Origin of the sequence: Lysobacter sp. Root983 (assembly GCF_001429345.1) — a bacterium.
Classification (GTDB): Bacteria; Pseudomonadota; Gammaproteobacteria; order Xanthomonadales; family Xanthomonadaceae; genus Lysobacter.
This window is the reverse complement of sequence record NZ_LMJO01000016.1, coordinates 248662-272422: the sequence shown is the minus strand read 5'-3', so window position 1 is coordinate 272422 and position 23761 is coordinate 248662. Positions and strand designations below refer to the sequence as shown.

At 68.3% G+C, this 23761-nt stretch carries 18 protein-coding genes; 11 read left to right on the top strand and 7 right to left on the bottom strand.

The genetic code is table 11. The annotated features are described in order from the left end of the window. Positions 1–61: 61 nt before the first annotated feature. The 7 genes from ASE43_RS13425 to ASE43_RS13395 all read left to right on the top strand — a co-directional run bounded on the left by ASE43_RS13425 (position 62) and on the right by ASE43_RS13395 (position 12182). The gene (locus tag ASE43_RS13425; protein WP_057160843.1) at positions 62–1138 is read left to right on the top strand and encodes a FecR domain-containing protein; all 1077 of its coding nucleotides are present in this window, start codon (positions 62–64) and stop codon (positions 1136–1138) included. Positions 1139–1451: 313 nt separating this feature from the next. Further along, complete coding sequence (locus tag ASE43_RS13420; protein WP_082607284.1) at positions 1452–4865, top strand: TonB-dependent receptor; 3414 nt, start codon at positions 1452–1454, stop codon at positions 4863–4865. Positions 4866–5096: 231 nt separating this feature from the next. After that, positions 5097–5657 (top strand): hypothetical protein, encoded by a 561-nt coding sequence (locus tag ASE43_RS13415; protein WP_056182505.1) that lies wholly within the window; start codon positions 5097–5099, stop codon positions 5655–5657. Between the two features lie 296 nt (positions 5658–5953). Further along, positions 5954–6880, top strand: coding sequence for a hypothetical protein (locus tag ASE43_RS13410; protein WP_200944035.1), 927 nt, complete (start codon positions 5954–5956; stop codon positions 6878–6880). 154 nt (positions 6881–7034) lie between these two features. After that, entirely contained in the window at positions 7035–8003 is a 969-nt protein-coding gene (locus ASE43_RS13405) for a hypothetical protein (protein WP_056182500.1), read from the top strand. An 88-nt stretch (positions 8004–8091) separates the two neighbouring features. Next, positions 8092–9075 (top strand): hypothetical protein, encoded by a 984-nt coding sequence (locus tag ASE43_RS13400; protein WP_056182497.1) that lies wholly within the window; start codon positions 8092–8094, stop codon positions 9073–9075. A gap of 494 nt (positions 9076–9569) precedes the next feature. After that, positions 9570–12182 (top strand): EAL domain-containing protein, encoded by a 2613-nt coding sequence (locus ASE43_RS13395; RefSeq protein WP_235568750.1) that lies wholly within the window; start codon positions 9570–9572, stop codon positions 12180–12182. Positions 12183–12401: 219 nt separating this feature from the next. On the opposite strand, the gene ASE43_RS13390 is transcribed toward ASE43_RS13395, so the two are convergent. The 7 genes from ASE43_RS13390 to rph form a co-directional block, all read right to left on the bottom strand. Continuing rightward, positions 12402–12752, bottom strand: a complete 351-nt coding sequence (locus ASE43_RS13390; protein ID WP_056182494.1) for a PilZ domain-containing protein — start codon at positions 12750–12752, stop codon at positions 12402–12404. Beyond that, on the bottom strand, positions 12749–15010 hold the full coding sequence (locus ASE43_RS13385) for a DUF1631 domain-containing protein (protein WP_056182492.1): 2262 nt from the start codon (positions 15008–15010) through the stop codon (positions 12749–12751). The genes ASE43_RS13390 and ASE43_RS13385 overlap by 4 nt, the downstream gene beginning before the upstream one ends. A gap of 207 nt (positions 15011–15217) precedes the next feature. After that, positions 15218–16372, bottom strand: coding sequence for a radical SAM family heme chaperone HemW (hemW, locus tag ASE43_RS13380; protein ID WP_057160842.1), 1155 nt, complete (start codon positions 16370–16372; stop codon positions 15218–15220). Between the two features lie 4 nt (positions 16373–16376). After that, positions 16377–16919: a hypothetical protein gene (locus tag ASE43_RS13375; RefSeq protein WP_057160841.1), complete on the bottom strand. Its 543-nt coding sequence runs from the start codon at positions 16917–16919 to the stop codon at positions 16377–16379. A gap of 237 nt (positions 16920–17156) precedes the next feature. After that, entirely contained in the window at positions 17157–17753 is a 597-nt protein-coding gene (rdgB, locus tag ASE43_RS13370) for an RdgB/HAM1 family non-canonical purine NTP pyrophosphatase (protein ID WP_056182482.1), read from the bottom strand. After that, complete coding sequence (locus tag ASE43_RS13365) at positions 17750–18142, bottom strand: VOC family protein (RefSeq protein WP_056182611.1); 393 nt, start codon at positions 18140–18142, stop codon at positions 17750–17752. The genes rdgB and ASE43_RS13365 overlap by 4 nt, the downstream gene beginning before the upstream one ends. Positions 18143–18153: 11 nt before the next feature. Then, positions 18154–18906, bottom strand: coding sequence for a ribonuclease PH (gene rph / locus ASE43_RS13360; protein ID WP_056182608.1), 753 nt, complete (start codon positions 18904–18906; stop codon positions 18154–18156). A 68-nt stretch (positions 18907–18974) separates the two neighbouring features. On the opposite strand from rph, the gene ASE43_RS13355 reads away from it, so the two are divergent. The 4 genes from ASE43_RS13355 to ASE43_RS13340 all read left to right on the top strand — a co-directional run bounded on the left by ASE43_RS13355 (position 18975) and on the right by ASE43_RS13340 (position 23707). Further along, on the top strand, positions 18975–19850 hold the full coding sequence (locus ASE43_RS13355; RefSeq protein ID WP_056182480.1) for a YicC/YloC family endoribonuclease: 876 nt from the start codon (positions 18975–18977) through the stop codon (positions 19848–19850). A gap of 123 nt (positions 19851–19973) precedes the next feature. Then, the gene (gene gmk / locus ASE43_RS13350; protein ID WP_056182477.1) at positions 19974–20594 is read left to right on the top strand and encodes a guanylate kinase; all 621 of its coding nucleotides are present in this window, start codon (positions 19974–19976) and stop codon (positions 20592–20594) included. A gap of 266 nt (positions 20595–20860) precedes the next feature. Next, on the top strand, positions 20861–21160 hold the full coding sequence (gene rpoZ, locus ASE43_RS13345) for a DNA-directed RNA polymerase subunit omega (RefSeq protein ID WP_055900332.1): 300 nt from the start codon (positions 20861–20863) through the stop codon (positions 21158–21160). 363 nt (positions 21161–21523) lie between these two features. Next, positions 21524–23707 carry a bifunctional (p)ppGpp synthetase/guanosine-3',5'-bis(diphosphate) 3'-pyrophosphohydrolase gene (locus ASE43_RS13340; RefSeq protein WP_057160840.1) on the top strand — a complete coding sequence of 728 codons (2184 nt, stop codon included), beginning with the start codon at positions 21524–21526 and terminating at the stop codon, positions 23705–23707. Positions 23708–23761: the final 54 nt, after the last annotated feature.

The window sequence follows — 23761 nt, the reverse complement described above, 5'->3', positions numbered from 1 at the left end:
CCTGTGCCCCGGGCTCCTGGGGCCGCGCCGCCGGACCGAAGCGGTCGCTAGGGGGTGTCGGATGAAATGGCAGACCACCCCCATCGCCAACGGACCGGGCCCGCTGCCGGACGATATCGACGAAGCGGCCGCGCGCTGGAGCGAGGTCCTGAGCGACGCCGACGGCGCCGACGGCACCCTGCGCGCGGCCTTCGAGGCCTGGCGCGACCGTTCGCAGGCGCACGCCGCCGCGTTCCGGCGCGTGGAAGCCGCGCGCTCGCTCGCGCAGGCGGTCGCCGACGCGCCCGACATGCTGGCGCTGCGGCGCGAGACGCTGGCGCGCGCATCCAAGTCGCGGCTGTCGTGCGCGGCGCGCACCTATGGCTACTCGATCGCCGCCTCCCTGTTGGTGGTCGCCGCGGTCGGCCTGCTGATCCTGCGGCCCGACGCGCCCGGCCGGATGGTTCAGGGCGTGCAGGACGCGATCGCCGGCAATGTCCACGAGACCGCCGTCGGCGAGCGCTCGGAAGTGACCCTGGCCGACGGCTCGGTGATCACCTTGAACACCGACAGCCGCGTGTCCGTGCATTACCAGGGCAAGACCCGCGCGGTCACGCTGGAACGCGGGCAGGCCCTGTTCAAGGTGGCCAAGGACCGCACCCGGCCCTTCATCGTCACCGCCGACGGCCGCCAGGTCACGGCGCTGGGCACCGAGTTCGAAGTCCACATGTCCGAGCGCCTGTTCGAGGTCACCTTGCTCGAGGGCCGCGTAACCGTGACCCGCGAGCGCACTCAGACCGCCGCGATGGCCGCCGCGCCCACCGCGGAGCTGCAGCCGGGCCAGCAGTTCGTCGCGCTGGCCGCGACCGTGCCGCAGGTGCGTGTGGCCGACGTCAGGCGTGAAGTGAGCTGGCGGCATGGCCAGGTGGTGTTCGAGAACGAGAGCCTGGCCGACGCGGTGGCCGAGATCAATCGCTACTCGCGCAACCGCATCGTGCTCGGCGATACCCGTCTGGCCTCGTTGAAGATCAGCGGCGCGTTCAACACCGGCGATACCGACACCTTCGTCGAGGCGGTGACCGCGTACTTCCCGATCGAACGCGCGACCAGCAAGAACGCAGCGATCGTACTCAAGCCGCGCGCGCCCGAGCGCGGCTGATACCCGCGGCATCCCGACGCATGGCGCGGCGCAGCAATGCGCCATGCCGCCATGCGCATCCGCCGCCCCTCGCGCGCCCGCGCGCGGCGGCATTCTCAGGCAATGGGACGACGCAGGCCGATGCTGCGTCGGGGCGATGGCGCGCGCGAATTTGCTGCGCTGCAAAACGATTGCTAGGCGAAACACGCGTTATTCGCGGCCGCGATCGCGCGTGGCACCACGATCGTGCCGGGACGGGTTCGGGTTTTCGGAGACGCTGCGTCCCTATAGAGACCAGGCCACATGAAGTGGGCCCGCAACCGGAGGGGAGTCGATGCGAGTGGGAGACCAGAAGGGACTGTCGAGGCGTGTACTCAAACCCTGCGTGCTGTTGCTGGCGCTGCTGCCGTATCTGAGCGCCCACGCGCGCGGCGATGCGGCCACCGCCAAGTTCGACATCCCGCAGCAGCGCCTCGACGCCGCCTTGTCGGAGTACGCGCGCCAGAGCGGCCAGCAGCTGCTGTACGCGCCCGAGCTCGCGGTCGGCAAGACCGGGCGCGCGGTGCGCGGTGAGAAGCCGGCCTTGCAGGCGCTCGACGAACTGCTCAGCGGCACCGGTCTCCAATACTCCACCAGCGCCTCCGGCGCGATCCTGATCAACGGCAACGCGGGCGGCAGTTCGGCGGCAGGGGACGCCAAACCGCCTTCCGACGCGGTACCGCCGGGAAACGCAGAGGGGACCGCTGAGACGCAGCCGGCAGCGGATTCCCAGGCAGAGTCGACGGCGCCCAATCCCACCGCCGCGGCCAATGCGCAGGCGGCGACCAATCTCGACACCATCGTCGTTACCGCGCAGAAAAAGGTCGAGAACATCCAGAAGGTGCCGATCGCGATCAGCGCCTTCAGCGGCGACGATCTGGGCAGCCGCAAGATCGAAACCGGCGGCGACCTGGTCACCGCGACCCCGAACGTCAGCTTCAGCAAGACCAACTTCGCCAGCTACAACTTCCAGATCCGCGGCATCGGCACCCAGGCCTTGTCGGTCACCACCGACCCGGCCGTGGCGATCAGCTTCAACAGCACGCCGATGATCCGCAACCGCCTGTTCGAGCAGGAGTACTTCGACGTCGAGCGGGTCGAGGTGCTGCGCGGTCCGCAGGGAACCCTGTACGGTCGCAACGCCACCGCCGGCGTGGTCAATATGATTCCCAATCTGGCCAACCTGGATGGCTTCGATGCGGACGTGAAGGCCGAGGTAGGCAACTACAACACGCGACGAATCAACGGCATGATCAACGTGCCGCTCAGCGATACCTTCGCGCTGCGCCTCGCCACCCAGTACACCAAGCGCGACGGCTACGACCACAACACGGTCACCGGCAAGGACATCAACGATCGCGATCTGCTTTCCACCCGCTTGTCGGCCAGCTATACGCCCAGCGACCGCTTCAACGCCAGCCTGGTGTGGGAGCACTTCCAGGAAGACGACACGCGCTCGCGCACGGGCAAGCAGCTGTGTCACAACGATGCCGGGCCGACCTCGATAGGCAACGTGACATTGCGGCCGAACGACGTCGGATTCCTGAGCCAGGCCTGTAAGGACGGATCGCTGTACGACAACGATGCTTTCGGCGTGCCCAACGGCAACAGCCTGCCGTCGGTGCTGGCCGCGCAGACCACGGCGGGCGCCCTGGGATTCTTCGCGGACAACTTCAATCCGGCATACCTGATCTCGCAAGGCGTCGATCCGTATTCCGGAGTCAAGCAATCGCGCGATCTGCGCGAGATCGCGACCAGCTACGATCCGAAGTTCCACGCCACCAACGACATCCTGCAGTTCAATTTCGATGTCGGAATCGGCGACCACCTGAACTTGGTGTCGCAGTCGCTGTATACCCGCGATCAGTACTATTCCACTCAGGACTACGGGCGCTTCCAGTCCAACCCGATCTTTACCGATTCCAACAAAGTGGTTCAGTTCGATCCGGACGGAAACCTCGTTCCCGCCTATCCGCTTACGCCCGGCGGCGTGTTCTGCGACCCGCAATTGGGTTGTTCCGACCGCCTGCTGCTGGTCGATCTGGTCGATGCCGACAGCCGGCAGTGGTCGCAGGAGTTCCGCCTGCAGTCCTCTTACGACGGTCCGTTCAATTTCAGCGTCGGCGCGAACTACCTCGAATTCAAGATCGACGAGAGCTACTACGTTTTCAGTAACCTCTTCACTGCTGCTGCTCAGAACTTTTTCAACGGAAGAGGCGGTGTGCTGAGTCCAGCCACCTGTACGCCAGGGACGGCCCTTTCGGTGGAGACTGACTTCTTCGGAAGGCATTTTCCTTGCGTGTACATCGATCCCAATCCCTTGGGATCCATCAACGGCCAAGGTCACAACTACTTCCGTAGCCGCAACATCGCCAACACCCGCTCCTCGGCGGTCTTCGGCGAGGGCTACTGGCAGATCAACGACAAGTGGAAGTTGACCGCCGGCCTGCGCTGGACTCGCGACGTCAAGACCACCACCCCGGTGCCGAGCCAGCTGCTGCTGGCGAGCTCCACGGATCCGGACTTCCCGCTGCTGGGCGGCGGCTATGTCGGTTACGGCTATCCGGCCGTCGGGACGATCAAGCAGACCTGGAACGAGCCGACCGGGCGTCTGGTGCTGGACTGGTCGCCCGATCTTTCCTTCACCGACAGCACCATGGTCTATGCGTCGTTGTCGCGGGGCTACAAAGCCGGCGGCACCAACTCCCCGGGCATCGGCGCCAATCCGGAGGTGTTGTCCTTCATTCCGAAAGACCCGCGCTTCAAGGCCGAGTACGTCAATGCCTTGGAAGTCGGCATGAAGAACGTGATGGGCGGCGGCCGGTTCATCCTCAACGCGACCGCCTTCTACAACGATTACAAGGGCTATCAGGTCTCGCAGATCATCGACCGGCAGACGGTGAACGAGAACTTCGACGCCAAGACCTGGGGCGCCGAGATCGAAGCGGTGTGGCGGCCTACCTCGCAGTTCCAGCTCAGCGGAAACGTCGGCCTGTTGCGCACGCGTATCGGCGCCAACCAGTACTCCATCGACGTGATGGATAGGACGGCGGGCAATCCCGACTGGGTGGTCGTGCGGCCGTGGATGCAATTGGCGTCGAACTGCATCGCGCCCAAGGCGATGGTGGAGCGGTTCTTCGAGAATTTCTACCAGATATTCGACGAGAGCAGCCTCGCCAATTACTTGAACAGCTTCTGCACGGTCAATCTCCCCACCGGCCTGGGCGGCTTCACCCAGGATCGTGGCCTCAATGGCGGCCCTGGCGACAATGCGTGGTTGCTGGGCGGCGCTTTCTACAATCCGGAAATCGATGCGCCCAACGGAGGCGCCGGATTCGCCAAGAACGTGGGCGGCCACGAATTGCCGAATGCGCCGAAGATCACCGTCAGCCTCAGCCCGCAGTACACGTTCGCGCTGGCGGAAAGCGACCTGACCTTGCGCGCGGACTTTTATTACCAGGGCAAGAGCTGGGCGCGCGTCTATCAGGACCGGATCGATCGCCTGCACGACTGGGGCAACGTCAATCTGTCGCTGACCTGGTACAAGCCCGAGCAGGATCTGACCGTGCAGCTGTACGTCAAGAACGCGCTGGATGGCGAGGCGATCACCGGCACTTTCCTCAACAGCGACGACAGCGGCCTGACGTCGAACGTGTTCCTGCAGGACCCGCGCATCTTCGGACTCTCGATCCGCAAGGGGTTCTTCTGAGTAGCGGTTTCACCCCATCAACCGCCCGCATCCGTGGGCGGTCGATACAGACCAAGGACGCATCTGTTTCAGCGCTCTGGCGAATGAGAGCAAGAGTTCGAACAGGCTGATGTTCGGTGCCCCTCGGTTCGGTGCCGCCACGGCACTTGCCTTTCCCCCGTGGCACGACCTCCGCGCGCTTCGCGTTCGGGGATTTCGATTATCGACTGTGGAGCAAATACGATGACTAAGTTGAAAGCCACCCTTCTCGCCTCCCTGATCGCGGTGGGCCCGCTCGTGGCCTCGCCCGCGTTCGCCGGTTGGGAGTATTGGAACGGTAGCGCCTGGGTGGACACCACGCCCGCCGGTACTTACGTGACGATCACCGGCAGCACCACCGCTACGGTCTCGGGTATCGCGGTTCCGTGTTCCAGCGCCACCTTCAACATGCAGCTGACCAGCGGCGCTGCGTCGATCGCCAGCGCCACCTTCACCGGCGGCTCGGCCTGCACGGGCAACGTGACGGCGGAGAACCTGAGCTGGGGCGTTTCCCCGGGCGTGGGGTCGGGCGCGACGAGCTCGAGCGTGACGATCGGCGGAACGTCCTATCCGAACCCGATCCAGGTCAGGTTCAACACGCCGGCGCGCGTGTGCACGGGCGGCGTCGCCGCCGGTTCGCTCAGTAACCTGAACAACACCGCGACCAACGCGACGTTCACCTTCACCGCGCAGTTCCTCCCCGCACCGTCGCCTTGCACCAACGTCAGGTCCACCTCGACGCTGACGGCCAACGCGCCGCTTCGCTTCATGTAAGTAGGGCGCGAATCTCCTCGCTGCTTGGAGCGATTGCCGAGGGACGCGGGGATGTCGTGGAAATAGCCGCTTAGCCATCCGCTGCATCAGGCGCGCGAGACACGCGCCTGATGCGGCGTTCTTGGCGGGCGGTATCGAAGGCGCTGGGGCGGAGCATCGGGCCCCTCCGGTTGGATGGGGCTCGATCGAACCGGCGCATGCAGCGATAGCCCGGTGATGCGGCGATCGCCAACGGGCGGCGGACTTGCGTCCGCTGGGCGCAGATCAGGATTCTTCCTTAGATTCAGGAGTTCATCATGTCCAAGGCATTGCTATTCACGGCCCTTGCCACGGCGTTGGCCGGAGTCGTCGTCACGCCTGCCGCGACGGCGGCACCACCGGCCGCAGGTTACGAGAGGTTCCAGTTCTGCCCGTACGAAAGCCTGCCCCTTCAGGAAGAAGGGACCGCTTGCGTGCACAGCGTCACCACCTCGGGCTCGTTCACCATCGGCACCACCACCTTGCCGATCGACAAGCCGATCGTCTTGCAGGGCGGTATCACCGGGATCCAGCCTTCGCCGCTGTTCGAGGCGGTAGGCGCGCCGACGCTCAATTCCCCGCCGGGCAAGGTCCCGGGCGGCCTGCTCGGCATCGTCAACCCGGCGCCGAATTGGCCGCTGCCCTTGTGGCAGGCGTTCTGGAGCGTGGTCAATTCGGTCAACGACGTGACCGCCACGATGGAGCCGGTGCAGACGATACAGACCGATTTCGGTGCGGCGCTCAACCCGAACTGGGGTGGCGACCCGACCGCGGTGAGGCTTGCGCTGCGCGTGCGCCTGCAGAATCCGTTCCTCGGCAACTCCTGCTACATCGGTTCCGCGCAGAATCCGGTCGTGGTCAAGCTGCAAACCGGCACCACCGCTCCGCCGGCGCCCACCGCGCCGATCTCGGGCAGCCCCGGCAGCCTGGATTCCATCCAGGTCGGTAACGACCCGTACGCGTATTTCCAGAACACCGGCAATATCCTGGTCGACAATACGTTCGCCGTGCCGGCGGCGAAGGGCTGCGGCAACATCGCCCTGGGTTTGCCGATCCTGACCCAGTTGCTCGACTCGCTGGTCTCGGGCGCGGTTAATCTTAAGGTGGGATTGCCGTCGGCCGCAGGCAAGAACCAGGCGATCTTGAAGGGCGATACCGGCATTGCCGCCGCCGCATACGTGCGGGACGGTTCGCCGTACCAGTAGCGCTTCACCGGTGAGCGCAGGGCGGCCTCGCGAGGGGCCGCCCTGTCCGGTTCGGCATTGATTGGGCGTCGCGACAGCGGCCGGCATCTCGCGACAACGGCAGGCGGCTAGTCCCGTTGCCGATGCTTCTTGCGGTTCTGGAGTGGATTCGGGAATGCAATTGCGCTACATCCTGATCGCCTTGTTCGGATTGGCCGCGCTGATCGGCGCCTACTTCCTGGGGCGAGGCCGGAGCCCGGAGGCACCGGCGGCGGCTGCGTCCATCGCCACCGCTCGGGGGCCGCAGACAGGCACGAATGCCGCATCGATCGACCCGGTCCGGATGATGGCGTCGCTGCCGTCACGCGACGTGCCGTTGAAGCGGATCTTCAACGACCTGCGCTCGCGCGCCGACGCCGGCGATGTCGCGGCGGCCACGCGCTTGTACCAGGACCTGCGCACCTGCGCCGGTCTCGACAATCTGGAATGGTTCCTGACACGGGTAGCGGACGAGACCCTGGCCGACAAGATCGACGGGACCAGCGCGCAGGCCTTGGAGCGCTATCGGGTGCAACTGGAGGCGGTGGAATCACACAAGCAGGCCATCCAGAAGACCCGCGCGCTCTGCGACGGGCTCGATCGCGGCATGCTGGATTCGCAACTGTCGAGTTTGCAAAGGGCGGCGCAACTGGGCGAGGCGCATGCGCGCGCCTGCTATCTCGCCAGCGGCCCAGGCTACGACGCACGCGGGCTCATGCGTCATCCGGAATGGATCCAGGAGTACCGCAGCAGCGTCAAGTCGATGGTGGACGCCGGCATGGCCGCGGGCGATTGGAAAGTGGTGGACATACTGCGCCGCTCGTATGAGCCTGGCGCGGATGGCATGCTCGCCGGCACCTTGGGTTCGGATGCCGTCCAGTACTACCGCTACCTCAAGCTCTACCGCCTCGGCGCGGAACGCGGCCGCGCCGCCGACATGGATCGGAAGTTGGCGCTGGCGGCCGCGCGGATCCAACCGGAACAGCGCGCGGATGCCGATCGGTGGGCGCAGGAAAAATTCCAGAACGAGTTCAGCAGCAGCAACTCCACCGATTCGACCGCACCCGGCTGGGATCCATGCTCATTCGCCACGTCTCAAGAATGAATGCTTTCTGGCTTCCATCGTTGCGGGTTTCGCTACGAATCGGCCACCGAATCGGGCCTGTGCCGGCCCCAGCGAGCAAGACTTCGACATGAGCCGATATCGACTACTGTTTCTGGCCGTCCTGGCCCTGGCGGCCATCGTCGGTGCCTACCTGTACGGCCGCAACCAAGGCGCGCGCGTGCCCGCGCCGCCGGTGTCGGCCGCGGCGACCGAGCAGCCGGTCGGCGGAGCGCCGGGCAGCAACCTGGCCATGGTCGCCCAGGCCTCGCTGACCTTCGATCGCGGCGCGCGGCTGCCGCCCTTGGACGCGCCGCTCAAGTCGGTGTACGCGCAACTGCAGGCGCAGGCGAACGCCGGCGACGGCCGGGCCGCGGCGCGCCTGTTGCGCGACCTCAACCGTTGCAGCCGCCAGCGCGCGATCGAGTGGTCGACGATGCGCAACACCCACGATCTCACCGAACAGAAGACCGAGAATCTGAGCGCGGCGCAGTTGCGCACCTACCAGGCCTTGCTCGACACCGCCGCGATTCGCCAACGCGACGTCGACCAGGGACGGACGCTGTGCGAGGGCGTCAGCGACGAGATACTCGATACCTTGAACGCGAACCTGGCGCAGGCGGCTCGGCTCGGCGACGCCGACGCGCGCGCCTGTTACCTCAGCCGCGGGCCGCTGTACGACACGCGCGGCCTGCTCAAGCAGCCCGGCGCGCTGGGCGTCTACCGCCAGCAGGCGACCCGGCTGATCCAGAGCGGCCTGGCCGCTGGCGACTGGCGCGTGGTGGACTTGCTGCAAAGCGCCTACGAGCCGGGCGCGCAGAGCATGCTCGCGGGCCTGGTCGGCTCCGACCCCTATCAGCACTATCGCTATCTCAAACTCTATCGTCTGGGAGCGGAGAGCTTCCGGATCGCCCAGATCGATCGCCAGCTCGCTCTGGCTGGCGCAAGCCTGAGCCCGGCGCAGCGCGGCGAAGCCGACGAATGGGCGCAGACGACGCTACGCGAGAACTTCAACGGCGATTCCACGGCCGGCACGCCGCAGGGCTGGGATGCCTGCGCCGCGCTCGGCGGATGATCCAGGTCGACCGCTGAGCATGAGCCCCGCCTAGCGCAACCTACGGCCCGATCGCTGCTGCGTTCCGGGTCTATCCAGCCGGCGAGCGTGGCACAGACACCGCCGATGCTCGCCGTGCTGTCGCCCACGTCACAAAATCGTGCTGCCCACGTCACAAAATCGAGCCGGCGCGCCGACACGATCGCGGCGCCTACGTCGCCGATGGCCGCTCGCATCGCCCTGATTGCGTAAGGCTTCTTATAGGTGTGTCGGTACCCGAGGCGCGGACGCAGTTCGCACGTGCCGTCGATGGCCACCGGCACGCCCAGGCTTTGTGAACGCAACGTCGAAGCTCAACGAGATCGACGCGGTATAGGATCGCCGGATCGTGGGACATCATGGAGGGTCGCTTGGGGACGTCCAGGGATTTATCAGGAGTCTCTTCGTCCTCGCAGGCCGGCGCCTTGGGCGGCGCTCGTCGCTATGGCGGCGCAGCCGAGCCGCCGGGCGGGGGCGTGCCCGAGCGGATCGCGCCGCTGGGCATCCCGGCCTGGGCCTGGAGCCTGCTCGCGCTGGCCTTCGGCGTCGGCCTGACCCTGTGGTTGGGCGGCGCGCAGCAGCGCCGCGTGGTCGACGACCGCACCGCCGCGCTCGACAGCAGCGCCGAGCGCGGCTACCACGCCATCGTCGACCGCCTGCAGTCCTGCGAACTGCTGCTGCGCTCGGTCCAGACCCTGTTCCTGACCTCGGACGCGATCACCGCCGAGGAGTACGCCAACCTCTACGCCAACGTGCGTCCGCGCGACCGCTTCCCCAGTCTGGAGGCCATGGCCTATTCGCGCCGCGAGTCGCGCGTGGACGGCGATCACTACATCACCGAGCTGGTCGCGCCGCTGCGCGGCAACGAGCGCCTGATCGGCCTGGACGTGAATCTGCAACCGACCAACCTGGTCGGCGTGCTGAGCTCGCGCGATAGCGACCAGGCGGTGCTGTCGGCGCCGTTCCGCCTGGCCCAGCAGGGCGCGGCCGATCCGCGCCGCGACGGCGTGACCATGCGCCTGCCGGTGTTCTCGGCCGGACCGCCGCCGCTGGATATCCAACAGCGGCGCGCGCGCATGCGCGGCTCGATCGCGATCTCGTTCCATGCCGGGCAACTGATCGAAGGCAGCCTGAGCGAGGACGCGCGCCGCGAGCTGCAGGTCGAGGTCAGCGACATGAGCGACGGCGCGGCGCTGTTGTTCGCGACCGGCCCGGCGCCGGCGACGGACACCGGCTATCGCTTCGAACGCCAGCTCGACTACGGCGGCCGCCGCTGGCGGGTGCGCATGCACGCGTTGCAGCCGATCGCCGACGTGGCCAGCGAGCGCAACTGGATTCTGTTGCCCGGCCTGCTCGCGAGCGTGCTGCTGGCCCTGCTGGTGTGGTCGGTCGCGCGTACCCGCCGGCTCGCGCTGGAGCTGGGCTCGCGCATGAGCCGGCGCTACCGCGAGAGCGAGGAGCGCTTCCGCGCGCTCAACGAACTGCTACCGGCGCTGGTGCTGCTGGCGCGCCGCGACGACGGCCGCATCTCCTACGCCAACCAGGCCTCGCGCGCGCGCCTGGGCGAGACCGTGTACGAAGTGCCGCTGCCGGAGCTGTTCGAGGATGCGCTGCTGCGCGACAAGCTGCGCGCGGCCGATCTGGTCGACTGCGCCAACGCCGAGGCGATGCTGCGCAGCGTCAACGGCGATCGCTTCTGGGCCAACGTGTCGATCACCAGCGTGGTCCTGGAGGGGCGCGCCCGGCTGTTGATGGTGGCCTCCGACATTTCCGAGCAGCGCCAGCTCACCGAACTGCTGACCTATCAGGCCAGCCACGACACCCTGACCGAGCTCTACAACCGGCGCGAGTTCGAGCGCCGGATCGAGCGCGTGCTGGCGGGCGTTGCCGCGGGCGGTTCGCCTTGCGCGCTGCTGTATATCGACCTGGATCAGTTCAAGCTCATCAACGACACCTCCGGCCACGTCGCCGGCGATCAGCTGTTGAGCCAGTTGGCGACCATGATGAGCAGTCACCTGCGCGGCGGCGACGTGCTCGCGCGCCTGGGCGGCGACGAATTCGGCGTGCTCGCCACCGAAGTCCACGACCAGGCCGGCGCGGCGCTGGTCGCCGAACGCCTGCGCGAGCACATCGACGGCTATGTGTTCGTATGGGAGCAGCGCACCTACACCATCACCGCGAGCATAGGCGGGGTGATGCTGGACCGGCCCAACGTGACCCTCAAGGACCTGCTGTCGCAGGCCGACACCGCCTGCTACATGGCCAAGGAGAGCGGACGCAACCGCGTGCATTTCTATTCCGAGCACGACGACAACGCCGCGCGCCGGCGCAGCGAGATGGAATGGGCCAACCGCCTGCGCTGGGCGATCGACGAGGGCCGCCTGCTGCTCAAGTACCAGGAGGTCTGGCCGCTGTCGCCCAGCGCCGAATCCGGCCTGCACCTGGAACTGCTGCTGCGCTTCCGCGACGAGGAGGGCCGGCTGGTGGTGCCCGGCGCTTTCATCCCGGCCGCCGAACGCTACGGCCTGATGCCGATGATCGATCGCTGGGTGATCGAAACCGCGCTGGCCAATTTCGACCGCCTGCATCCTTCGGGCGCGCAATTGCGCACGGCGACGATCAATCTGTCCGGCGCCAGCATCGAGGACGAGACCCTGGCCGATCTGATCCTGGAACTGCTCAAGCGCCACGCGGTCGCACCCGAGCGGGTCTGCTTCGAGATCACCGAGACCGTGGCGGTGCGCAACCTGGCCCAGGTCGCGCGCTTCATCGAGCGCCTGCGCGCGGTCGGCTGCCGCTTCGCCCTGGACGACTTCGGCGCGGGCATGTCCTCGTTCGGCTATCTCAAGAATCTGCCGGTGGACATCATCAAGATCGACGGCGCCTTCATCCGCGACCTGCTCACCGACCCGATGAGTCATGCGATCGTGAAGGCGGTGACCGACATCGGCCATCAGCGCGGCTTGAAGATCATCGCCGAGTGGGTGACCAGCGACGAGATCCTGCTGGAGCTGGGCGCGCTGGGCGTGGACTACGCGCAGGGCTACGCGCTGCACCAGCCCGAGCCGGTGCCGTTCCATCGACGTTGAGCGCCTTGATGCGGCGGTTCGGGCGGATGGCGATGGTGCGGTTGCCACCGCACCCTACGGCGGGCCGGCCAAGCCACCGAATCGGACGACGGACGTAGGATGTGGTGAGCCGAAGGCGAACCGCATCGTCGCGCCATTCCACGCATCGAACACGGCGCGCGTCGCAAGCGCCTCGCGCTCGCTACTCATTTCTCCCCGCTCACTCCTGCCTTACCCGCCTCACTCATAAGTGCCGCCCGGCGAATCCAGCCACTGCCGCAGCTGCAGCATCTCGCTCTCGAGCATGGTGATGAAGCGGAAGCCGCTCCAGGTCTGGCCGGGCATGCTGGTGCGGTCCTGCCACAGCAGGTGCGCGCCGACTTCGATCGGCGAAGCGTGGTGTGGGGCATCGCGCAGACTGAAGCGCAGCTGGTACAGCGCGTCGTCGACCAGCGGCGTGTTCGCGATCAGCAGCATGCCGGTCTCGGACAGATTGCTGAGTTGACCGATCACCACGTCGGTCATGGTGTCCACGACCTGCACGGTGTCCTGCACCCGGCGTCGGCGCACGCGGCGGAATTCCTCGCTCATGCCTGCGCCTCCTCGGTCTTCTGGCCGCCGACGAAGCCGCGCAGCACGCCTAGGGCCGCGTTCCAGGCCCGATCGACCAGACGGCCCTTCTCGGCGGTGACCACGCGCGCCTGGCCCTGCGCCATCATCCGCGCCAGGCTGTCCAGCGACTGCTCGCCGATGCGTTGGCCGCGCTGGTTCACGAACAGCGCGTTGTCGGTGACGGTGCTGAACCACGACAGTCGTCTGCGCACCGCATCGCCCTGCTGATTGACCACGAATTCGAACCAGGTGCCGAAGGGCAGGGTGCGGATGTGCTCCCAGCAGATCTGTTCCTGCTCGCCGCGCGGCGGCAGGTCGCGCTTGACCGCGCTGTTGTCCTCGCCCAGGCGCGCGCGCGCCTTGAGCTTCATCGCCAGCTCGGTGCGCGAGGCCACGTCGTCGTTGGCGGCCGTGGCGCCGACGGTGAGCTGGCGCGAAATCGCGTTGGCCTCGTCGGCGTGGTAGCCGACCAAGGTCAGGGCGTGTTCGATATCGCCGTCCAGTCCGCCGGGCGCCCGTTCGCTGGCGCCGACCACGTTGGCGGCGACGATCTGGCGGGTCGCCTCGACCTGGCGCCGCCATTCGTCCGATTCTTCGCCGTGGCGCAGCAGGGTCAGGGTCAACACGTCGGACCAGGCCTGGGTCAGCAGCGCCTGCACGAACTTGGGCAGGGCCTGGCCGTGCACCGCGGACTGGATCGCCTCGCCGGCCTGCTGCTTGGCCATCTCCAGTTTTTCTTTGCCGCGCGCGGCTTCGACGTGGCGACGTTCGGCGACTTCGGCCTTGCGCGCCATCGTGCGCAGATGGTCCTGCAGGCTCTGGTTGGCCGCCTCGAACACCGTGGCGTCGCCGTCGTAGTGCTCGACCACATGATCGACCGCGCGCCGCAGTTGCTCGTTGAGCTGGGGATCGGATTCCTCCTTCGGAATCCAGCTGGCGCCGGCTTCGGCGACCGCGTTCAACAACTGGCGCGCCGGATGCTGGCTGCGCACGAAGAAGGCGCGGTCCTGCAGCGCCAGGCGCAGCAGCGGCACCTGCAAACGCCCGAGCAGGCCGGTGGTGGCGGCGTCACCGCGCAGTTCGCGCTCGATCTCGCCGTAGAACAGGTCCAGCAGCTCGAAAGCGTCGCTGTCTTCGCGCGACAGGGTCGCGGCCTCGCCGCGTTGCTGGCGGGCCTGGGCGAGCAGGGTCTGGCGCAGGTCGGAGACGCTGCGCTGCGGCGGCGCGGCCTGCGCGGGCGTGGCCTGGAGCGCGCGCAGGGCGTCGATGAGGTCGTCGGTGGGCAGCGGCGGGCGCGCGGCAGGCTGCGCGCCGGGGCGCAGTTTGCCGAGCAGGTCGCGGCGCCCGGACAGCAGTTGCTGCAGCGAGGCGTAGTCGCCGCCCTCGTCGCCGCCGGCCGCGATCGCGGCGACGTCGGTCTGGCCGGTCCAGGCGGTGTACGGGCGCGCGCCGCGCGGCCCGCGGCTGCCGTCCTCGCGCGCGCTGCGCGGGTCTTCGCCGCGCTCGACGTTCTGCGCGGTCGGGCGGGCGCGGATCGGCACGAACGACAGGCTGGGCAGCACGTTCTCGCGCGCCAGCAGGGCATTCATGGTTTCGACCAGTTGCGCGTAGCCGGCCATCACTTGCACGTCGTAGATCCGGTACAGGTCGAGCTTGGCTTCCTGGCCGATCTGCAGCACCGAGCAGGCCTCGGCCAGGATCCGGCCCAGACTGTGCGGGCCCAGCGGCAGGCGCTCGGCGTCGTAGGCGGGTGCGCCGGCGAGCACGCCGAAGCGCTGGCCCAGCAGCATCAGCGGCAGGCCGGCGCGCGTTTCCTGGCGGGTCGCGATCGTGCGCAGGGCGGTGTGTTCGTCGATTTCGCGATCGTCGACCAGGCGCAGGTCGCGGAAGGTCGGCAGGGCTTGCTGATCCTCGGCGGCCACCACCGGCTCGCGCACCTTGGTCAGCGCGGTTTCCAGCCCGACCAGGTAGCGCGGCACTAGGTCGACCCGGTTCAAGCGCACCAGGCGCAGAGTTTCCAGGTGCACCGACTGCAGGCTGGGGTTGCGCGCCTGATCGGCCTGGCGGAACAGCTGCTGCTCGTACTCGATCAGCATCAGGTCCAGCGCCCGCGCCATTTCGTCGGAGACCAGGGCGTACAGATGCTCCAGCACCCGCCGCACGCGCTTGGGCATCGCCGCGGAGGCCAGCGTGGGCCGCGGAAACGATTTGCCTAGCGGTTCGAACGTCGCGGACATGCAGGACTCACCAATACCGAATCGGGCGATCTAATCACGCCCCCTTGAGACCCGCCAGCCCTGTCGCGGCCAAGCGGCCGGAATGGAGCGACCACCGATTCGAACGCGGGCCGGCGGCAGGCGCGGCCAGCGCGCGTTGGACGACAGTCGGGCGCCATGCTGCGGGACAGCACGGCGGGCGCGCGAAACGCGCGCGGTTGCGGGCGCTCAGTCCTCCAGGAACAGCGCGATCACGTCGTTGGTGTAGCGCCGGCCCAGCTCGGTCGGGCGCACGCGCGCGCCGTCGCGCTCCAGCCAGCCCTGGGCGTAGGCGGCCTGCAGCGGCGCGGCGATGCTGGCCTCGGGCAGGCCGGTGCGGGCCTCGAAATCGCTCAGGGCGAAGCCCTCGACCAGGCGCAGCGCGTTGAGCATGAACTCGAACGGGCGCCGCTCCGGCCCGATCCGGTCGTCGCCGCCGATCGCCTCGGCGCTGCCGGCGCGGGCCAGGTACTGGGTCGGATGCTTGAGCTTCCAGCGCCGCAGCACCGCCTGCTCGGCGCCCAGGGTGATCTTGCCGTGGGCGCCGGCGCCGATGCCCAGGTAATCGCCGTAGCGCCAGTAATTGACGTTGTGCGCGCAGCGCCGGCCCGGGCGCGCGTAGGCGCTGACTTCGTACTGGGCGTAGCCGTGCGCGGCCAACAGGGCCTGGCAATGCTCCTGCATGTCCCAGGCGCCGTCGTCGTCGGGGATGCCCTGCGGCGGGCGCGCGGCGAACACCGTGTTCGGCTCCAGAGTGAGCTGGTAGTGCGAGACGTGCGCGGGCTGCAGCGCGAACGCGCGCTCCAGGTCGCGCTCGGCCATGGCCAGGCTTTGCTCGGGCAGGGCGTACATCAGGTCGAGATTGAGGTTGTCGTAGCCGGCGTCCTGGGCCAGCTTGACCGCCGCTTCGGCCTCGCCGCTGTCGTGGATGCGGCCGAGGCGGCGCAGGCAGCCGTCGTCGAAGCTCTGGATGCCGAAACTCAGGCGGTTCACGCCGGCGCCGCGGTAGAGCTCGAAGCGGCCGTGTTCGGCGGTGCCGGGGTTGGTTTCCAGCGTGATCTCGCAGCCCGGCGCGAAGCGCAGACGCGCGCTCGCAGCCTGGAGGAAACGGTCGATGGCCTCGGGCGGGAACAGGCTGGGCGTGCCGCCGCCGAAGAAAACGGTCTGCACGGTGCGGCCCCAGACCAGGGGCAGGTCGTGATCCAGGTCGGCGAGCAGGGCGTCGACGTAGTCCGCGAACGGCAGCGGGCCGCGGCCCTCGTGCGAGTTGAAGTCGCAGTAGGGGCATTTGCGCACGCACCAGGGCAGGTGCACGTACAGCGACAGGGGCGGCAGCGACAGCATCGGCTTAGCGGGCGGCGCGCGGCTGGCGCGCGCCGAGGTCGATGCGGTAGTCGACGATGCGGATGCCGTAGTCGCGGCGCATCGACAGCGCATCCAGCAGGGCCGCGTCGTCGGCTTCGCCGGCGTCCGGGCCGATCGCCACGTAGGAGGGCTGGTCCTGGCCATGGTTGACCAGCAGTTCGCAATCGCCGGGGTCGTAGGCGACCTGGCGGTCCTTGCGCGGCGCGCCCAGGCCCACGTACAGGCCGCGGCCTTGGGCCAGGGACATGCTCCAGCGGTTGGCGTTGTCGCAGTCGCCCAGGTACTCGCGGCCGCGATAAACGCAGATCAGGCTGTTTTCGACCACCCCGCGGCGGCCGTCCTGTTCGTACTCGATCCGGAACGGGAACGCGTAGCGGCGCTGCGCGGGCGTGGCGTCGCCCTGTTCGCGGATCTCGTTGCGGCTGCAGGTCAGCGGCGACAGGCCGTCCAGGGAGCTGCAGGCGGTCAGGAGCAGCGCGCCGGTCAGGGCCAGCGCGGCGGGGCGGAACGGGAAGGAAGGCGGCATGCGGATCGGGTCGGTGGGATGGGGCGGACGCGTCGGCCCGGGGCAGCCGCGCGCTGGCGAAGAGGATACGCGGGTGGCGTTCGTCGGCCGGTGACGCCTGCCGCGTTCCGGCGCCGGGCCTTACTGGCCGCGCCTGCATGCACCGCGACGCGGCCGAGGCGGCGCCGGGACAGGGTCGCTGCGCCTACCTGCGCGTCGATCCGCGGGCAAAGCCGCCAGCGCAACGCGGAATGGTGCTTAACGTATCGCGTCGAGCAACTTCTCGCGCAGCGCGGCCAGGGCGCGGCCGCGGTGGCTGAGGCGATTCTTCAGCTCGGTGTCCATCTCGGCCGCGGTCAGGCCGTAGTCGGGGTCCAGGAACACCGGGTTGTAGCCGAAACCGCCGGTGCCGCGGCGCTGGTCGATGATCCGGCCCGGCCACACGCCCTCGGCGATGATCGGCTGCGGATCGCCGGGATGGCGCAGCAGCACGATCACCGCGTAGAAATGCGCGGCGCGCTGGCCTTCGGGCACGTCCTTCATCGCCAGCAGCAGTTTGTCGATATTGGCCTGGGCGTCGCCGTGCACGCCCGAATAGCGCGCCGAATACAGGCCCGGCGCGCCGCCCAGGGCGTCGACGCAGATGCCCGAATCGTCCGCCAGCGCCGGCAGCCCGGTGATCGCGCAGGCGTGGCGCGCCTTGAGCAGCGCGTTCTCGACGAAGGTGCTGGCGGTTTCCTCGGCGTCTTCCACGCCCAGATCGCTCTGCGCGACCAGTTCTATGCCGGTGTCGGCCAGCAGTTCGCGCAGTTCCACCAACTTGCCTGGATTGCTGCTGGCCAGCACCAGTTTCATCGCTTCAGCTCCAACAGATCCCAGCGGTTGCCGTACAGGTCCTCGAACACCGCCACAGTGCCGTAGGCCTCGTGGCGCGGCGCCTCCATGAAGCGCACGCCCTGCGCGCTCATCGCGGCGTGGTCGCGGGCGAAGTCGTCGGTGTGCAGGAAGAAGCCGACCCGGCCGCCGGTCTGGTGTCCGATCGCGGCCTGCTGCTCGTCGCCGACGGCCTGGGCCAGCAGCAGGGCGGTCTCATTCCCCGGCGAGGGCGACACCCGCACCCAACGCTTGCCGCCGCCCTGGTCGATATCTTCGAGCAGGACGAAGCCGAGCGCACCGGTGTAGTAGGCGATCGCCTCGTCGTAGTCGCGCACGACCAGGGTGAGGCTGCCCAGTGTGCGTCGCATCGCCGTCTCGCTCATCGCGCCAGGGCGTCGCGCTGGTGCTGGATCAGTTCGGCGATGCCGGCCTCGGCCAGGCCTAGCAGGCCGTCGAGTTCCTCGCGCCGGAACGCATGGCCCTCGGCGGTGCCCTGCAGCTCGATGAAGCCGCCGCCGTCGTTCATGACCACGTTCATGTCGGTGTCGCAGTCGCTGTCCTCGGCGTAGTCCAGGTCCAGCACCGGCACGCCGCGGTAGACGCCGACCGAGACCGCCGCGACCGCACCGAAGATCGGGTCCTTGGCGATCTCGCGGCGCGCCTGCAGCCAGCGCACCGCGTCGACCAGGGCCACGTAGGCGCCGGTGATCGCGGCGGTGCGGGTGCCGCCGTCGGCCTGCAGCACGTCGCAGTCCAGGGTGATGGTGCGCTCGCCCAGGGCCTTGCGGTCGATGCAGGCGCGCAGGGCGCGGCCGATCAGGCGCTGGATTTCCAGGGTGCGCCCGCCCTGCTTGCCGCGCGCGGCCTCGCGGTCGCTGCGGGTGTGGGTGGCGCGCGGCAGCATGCCGTACTCGGCGGTGACCCAGCCTTCGCCCTTGCCGCGCAGGAAGGCCGGCACCTTGTTTTCGACGCTGGCGGTGCACAGCACGCGGGTCTGGCCGAAGCTGACCAGCACCGAGCCTTCGGCGTGGGCGGTATAAGCGCGTTCGATGCGGACTTCGCGCATCTGCCCGGGCGTGCGCCCGCTGGGACGCGCGAAGGCGTCGGTGGGGGCGGCGGAAGTGCCGGTCATGGCCATGAGTTACCGTTTTGGTGGCCGGCGAGTTTACCATTCGCTCCCTGTAGGCCTTGGACCACCGCATGATCCGCAGCATGACCGCCTTCGCCAGCGGCGAACGCGTCACCGAATGGGGCACGCTCGGCTGCGAGCTGCGCTCGGTCAATCACCGCTTCCTGGAGCTGGGCCTGCGCCTGCCCGACGAGCTGCGCGCGCTGGAACCGGCGCTGCGCGAACGCATCGCCAGCCGCGTCAGCCGCGGCAAGCTCGATTTCGTGCTGCGCCTGCGCGCGCCCGAGGGCGCCGCCGCGCTGCAGCTCAACCCCAGCCGCCTGCGCGAACTGGGCGATCTGGCGATCGACCTGCAGGCGCGCTTCCCCGGCCTGCGCACCGAACTCACCGACCTGCTGCAGTTCCCGGGCGTGCTGCAGACCCCGGCCACCGACCAGGCCGCGCTGCAGGCCGCCGCGCTGGATCTGCTGGACGGCGTGCTGGACGAATTCCTGGCCGCGCGCGAGCGCGAGGGCGCCAAGCTGGCGACGGTGATCGCCGAGCGCGTCGACGGCATCGCCGCGATCGCCGCCGACGTGCGCGGCATGATGCCGGGCATCCGCACCGGTCAGCGCACCAAGCTGGAGGCGCGTTTGGCCGATCTGGCGCAGTCCAGCGGCGTCGGCGGTTTCGATCAGGGCCGGGTCGAGCAGGAACTGGTGCTGTGGCTGCAAAAGCTGGACGTGGACGAGGAGCTGGATCGGCTCGATTCCCATGTCGCCGAAGCCCGCCGCGTGCTCAAGCTGCGCGAGGCGGTCGGTCGCCGGCTGGATTTCCTGCTGCAGGAATTCAACCGCGAGGCCAACACCCTGGGTTCCAAGTCGGTCGACGCGCGCAGTTCGGCGGCGGCGGTGGAGCTGAAGGTGCTGATCGATCAGGTCCGCGAGCAGATCCAGAACATCGAATAGGGCCGGGATTCGGGATTGGGGATTCGAGATTGGCCAAAGCCATCGCGAATCGGCCGAACGCTCTGATCCCGCTGCTGGTTTGCTGTTGCTAATCCCGAATCCCCAATCACGAATCCCAGCCTAATGCGCGGAACCCTCTACATCGTCGCAGCCCCGTCGGGCGCCGGAAAATCCAGCATCGTCAACGCGGTGCTGGCCCGCGATCCGAATATCAGCCTGTCGATCTCGTTCACCTCGCGCCAGCCGCGGCCGGGCGAGCGCCACGCCGAGCACTACCACTTCGTCAGCGCCGAGGAGTTCGAGGGCATGGTCGAGGCGGGCGACTTTTTCGAGCACGCGCGCGTGCACGGCGATTGGAAGGGCACCGCGCGCCAATCGGTGGAGCCGCAGCTGTCCAGTGGCCGCGACGTGCTGCTGGAGATCGACTGGCAGGGCGCGCGCCAGGTCCGCAACAAGGTGCCCGGCGCGGTCAGCGTGTTCATCCTGCCGCCGTCGCGCCAGGCCCTGGAATCGCGCATGCGCACGCGCGGGCAGGACAGCGAGGAAGTCATCCAGCAGCGGCTCGCGGCCGCGCGCGAGGAGATGTCGCATTACGGCGAATTCGACTACGTGATCGTCAACGAGCACTTCGACACCGCGGTCGACGAGATGTGCGCGATCTTCGTCGCCAGCCGGCTGCGCCGCGATCCGCAGGTGGCGCGCCATTCGCGCCTGATCACCGCCCTGCTCGCCGACGAGGGCTGAGAGAGGTAGGCCGGCCTTTCCGCCTTGGGGTAGGAGCGGCGTGAGCCGCGACCCGGCGGTCCCTGGACCTACCCGTAGTGACGCCGTAGCCCATGGGCGCGGTCCCGGCTTGCGCCGCTCCTACAATCGCCGCACCGCTGTGGCGTGGTTAAGTGATTGATTCTTATTGCTGAAAGGGCCCGAATCTTGCTCTGGACCGCGGGCGGGGCTAAACTTCCCGGTCCCCATCCGCTGTAAAGACGGCCGCACCGGCCGCCAGGAGCCCCATGGCCCGCATTACCGTCGAAGATTGCCTGGAAGTGGTCGATAACCGCTTCGAACTCGTCATGCTGGCCGCCAAGCGCGCCCGTCAGCTGGCCAACGGCGTCGAGCCGCAGCTGGACAACAGCGAAGCCAACGACAAGCCGACCGTGTTGGCGCTGCGCGAGATCGCCGCGCGCCAGATCAACCCCGAATACATCGACGCGGTCGAGAAGTCCGAGCGCGAGCGCAAGGAGCGCGAGGCGCTGGAATGGGCCGCCGCCGAAGTGGTCGCCGACGACGACCTGTCCAAGGGCGACGACTGAATCCGGCCGCGGCCTCAGGGCCGCGCCCGCGAGACCAACGGCTCCGCCTCGGCGGGGCCGTTTTCGTATGCGGATGCGATTGCGGCGCCTTGGCGGCTGTGGCGTCGGTTTCGGGGCTTGATGTGGGAGCGGCGTAAGCCGCGATTGAATCCCGGGTCGGGACCGCGCGATCGCGGCTTACGCCGCTCCCGCAGGAAGCAGGGGAGTGCAGTCGCGGCCGCCGCGAACGGGCCTTCCCTTAGCCCCGGAATACCGGCCTTCCACATACGGATTCCGATAATCGCCACCATATTCATGTTTCCGGCGGCGGATTCGCATGCGACCGCGTTGCAAGCCGCGCCGCCGCCCGCGTAGATTGCCCTTATGACCCCCGCCGAGCCCGCGCTGCAGTCCTATCCGGTTCCCGCCCACGACGACGCGGACCTGCCGGACTATGTGCGCGAGTTCGAGCAATCCGCGCATTACCTGCCCGAGGCGCAGCGCCAGGTATTGCGGCGCGCCTGGGCGATCGGCGCCGCCGCGCACGCCGGCCAGACCCGCAAGTCGGGCGAGCCCTACATCACCCATCCGGTGGCGGTGGCCAAGGTGCTGGCCGACCAGGGCCTGGACGTCGAGACCCTGATCGCGGCGATCCTGCACGACACCATCGAAGACACACCGCTGACCCGCGAGAGCCTGGCGACCGAGTTCGGCGAGACCGTGGCCGAGCTGGTCGACGGCGTCACCAAGCTGGACAAGCTGCAGTTCCGCGACCGTCAGGAAGCGGCCGCGGAGAGCTTCCGCAAGATGCTGCTGGCGATGGCGCGCGACCTGCGCGTGATCCTGATCAAGCTCGCCGACCGCCTGCACAACATGCGCACCCTGGGCGCGCAGAGCGCCGAGGCGCGCGAGCGCATCGCCCTGGAAACCCTGGAGATCTACGCGCCGATCGCGCAGCGCCTGGGCATGAACCTGATCAAGGCCGAGCTGCAGGACCTGGGCTTCCGCGCCCTGCATCCCTGGCGCCACGCGGTGATCGAGAAGCGCATCCGCACCCAGCCGGTGGTGCGGCGCGAATCGCTGGTGCAGATCGAGGCGCACCTGGCCCAGCGCCTGGCCAAGGAAAAACTGCAGCACCGCCTGATCAGCCGGGTCAAATCGCCGTGGAGCATCTACACCAAGATGCACCACGAGCATAAAAGCTTCACCCAGGTCATGGACGTGTTCGGCTTCCGCGTCGTGGTCAAGAGCGTGCCGGACTGTTATCACGCGCTGGGCGTGGTGCATTCGGCCTATAAACCGCTGGACTCGCGCTTCCGCGACTTCATCGCCATCCCCAAGGCCAACGGCTACCAGTCGCTGCACACCGTGCTGTTCGGCCCCTACGGCTCGCCGGTGGAGGTGCAGATCCGCACCGAGGAGATGGACCTGATCGCCGAGCGCGGCATCGCCGCGCACTGGTCCTACAAGCACGGCGGGGAAGGCCCCAACAGCGCCCAGACCCGCGCCCACAGCTGGATCGCCAGCCTGGTCGAGTCGCAGCGTTCGACCGGTTCCTCGCTGGAGTTCCTGGAGAACGTCAAGGTCGACCTGTTCCCGGACGAGGTCTACCTGTTCACGCCCAAGGGCGACATCCTCTCGCTGCCGCGCAATTCGACCGCGCTGGATTTCGCCTACGCCGTGCACACCGACGTCGGCAACCGCGCGGTCGCCGCGCGCGTCGACGGCAAGCTGGTGCCGTTGCGCACCAAGCTGGCCAGCGGCCAGCGCGTGGAGATCATCACCGCCAAGTCCTCGACGCCGAAGCCGCAGTGGCTGGAGTTCGTGGTTTCGGGCAAGGCCCGCACCTCGATCCGCCAGCAGCTCAAGCAGCTCGAACACGAGGATGCGGTCCAACTCGGCCACCGCATGCTCGACCGCGCGCTGGAAGCGCTGGAGACCTCGCTGGACCGGGTGCCGGCGCTGCGGCTGGAAGCCTATCTGGGCGAGAGCCGCTACCCGCGCCTGGAGGCCCTGCTGGCCGACATCGCCCTGGGCAACCGCATGCCCAACCAGGTCGCGCTGGCGCTCGCGCGCGAGACCCCGGGCAAGCCGCGCGGTCGCGCGATCGACCGCCCGCGCATGACCGAGGACAAGATCCTGATCACCGGCGCCGAGCGCGGCGTGATCAGCTTCGCCAACTGTTGTCTGCCCTTGCCCGGCGACGAAATCATGGGCTACCACACCGCCGGCAAGGGCATCGTGGTGCACCGCCTGGACTGTCCCAACGTCGCCGACTACCGCAAGTCGCCCGACCGCTGGGTCGCGATCGGTTGGGACCGCCAGGTCAGCGGCGATTTCGGCGCCGCGCTGCGCATCGAGGTCGACAACCGCCCCGGCGCGCTGGCCCAGGTCGCCGCGGCGATCGCCGAGGCCGAGTCCAACATCGACCGCGTCGAGTACCTGGAGCGCGACTCCAACATCGCGATCATGCGTTTCTCGATCGAGGTCGGCGACCGCCGCCACCTCGCCGATGTGATGCGCAAGGTGCGCCGCCTCAACGTGGTGTTGGGCGTGCAGCGCATGTAAACGCGCCGACGCGCGATGCGGTTCGCCTACGGTTCACCGCATCCTACGGGCCGC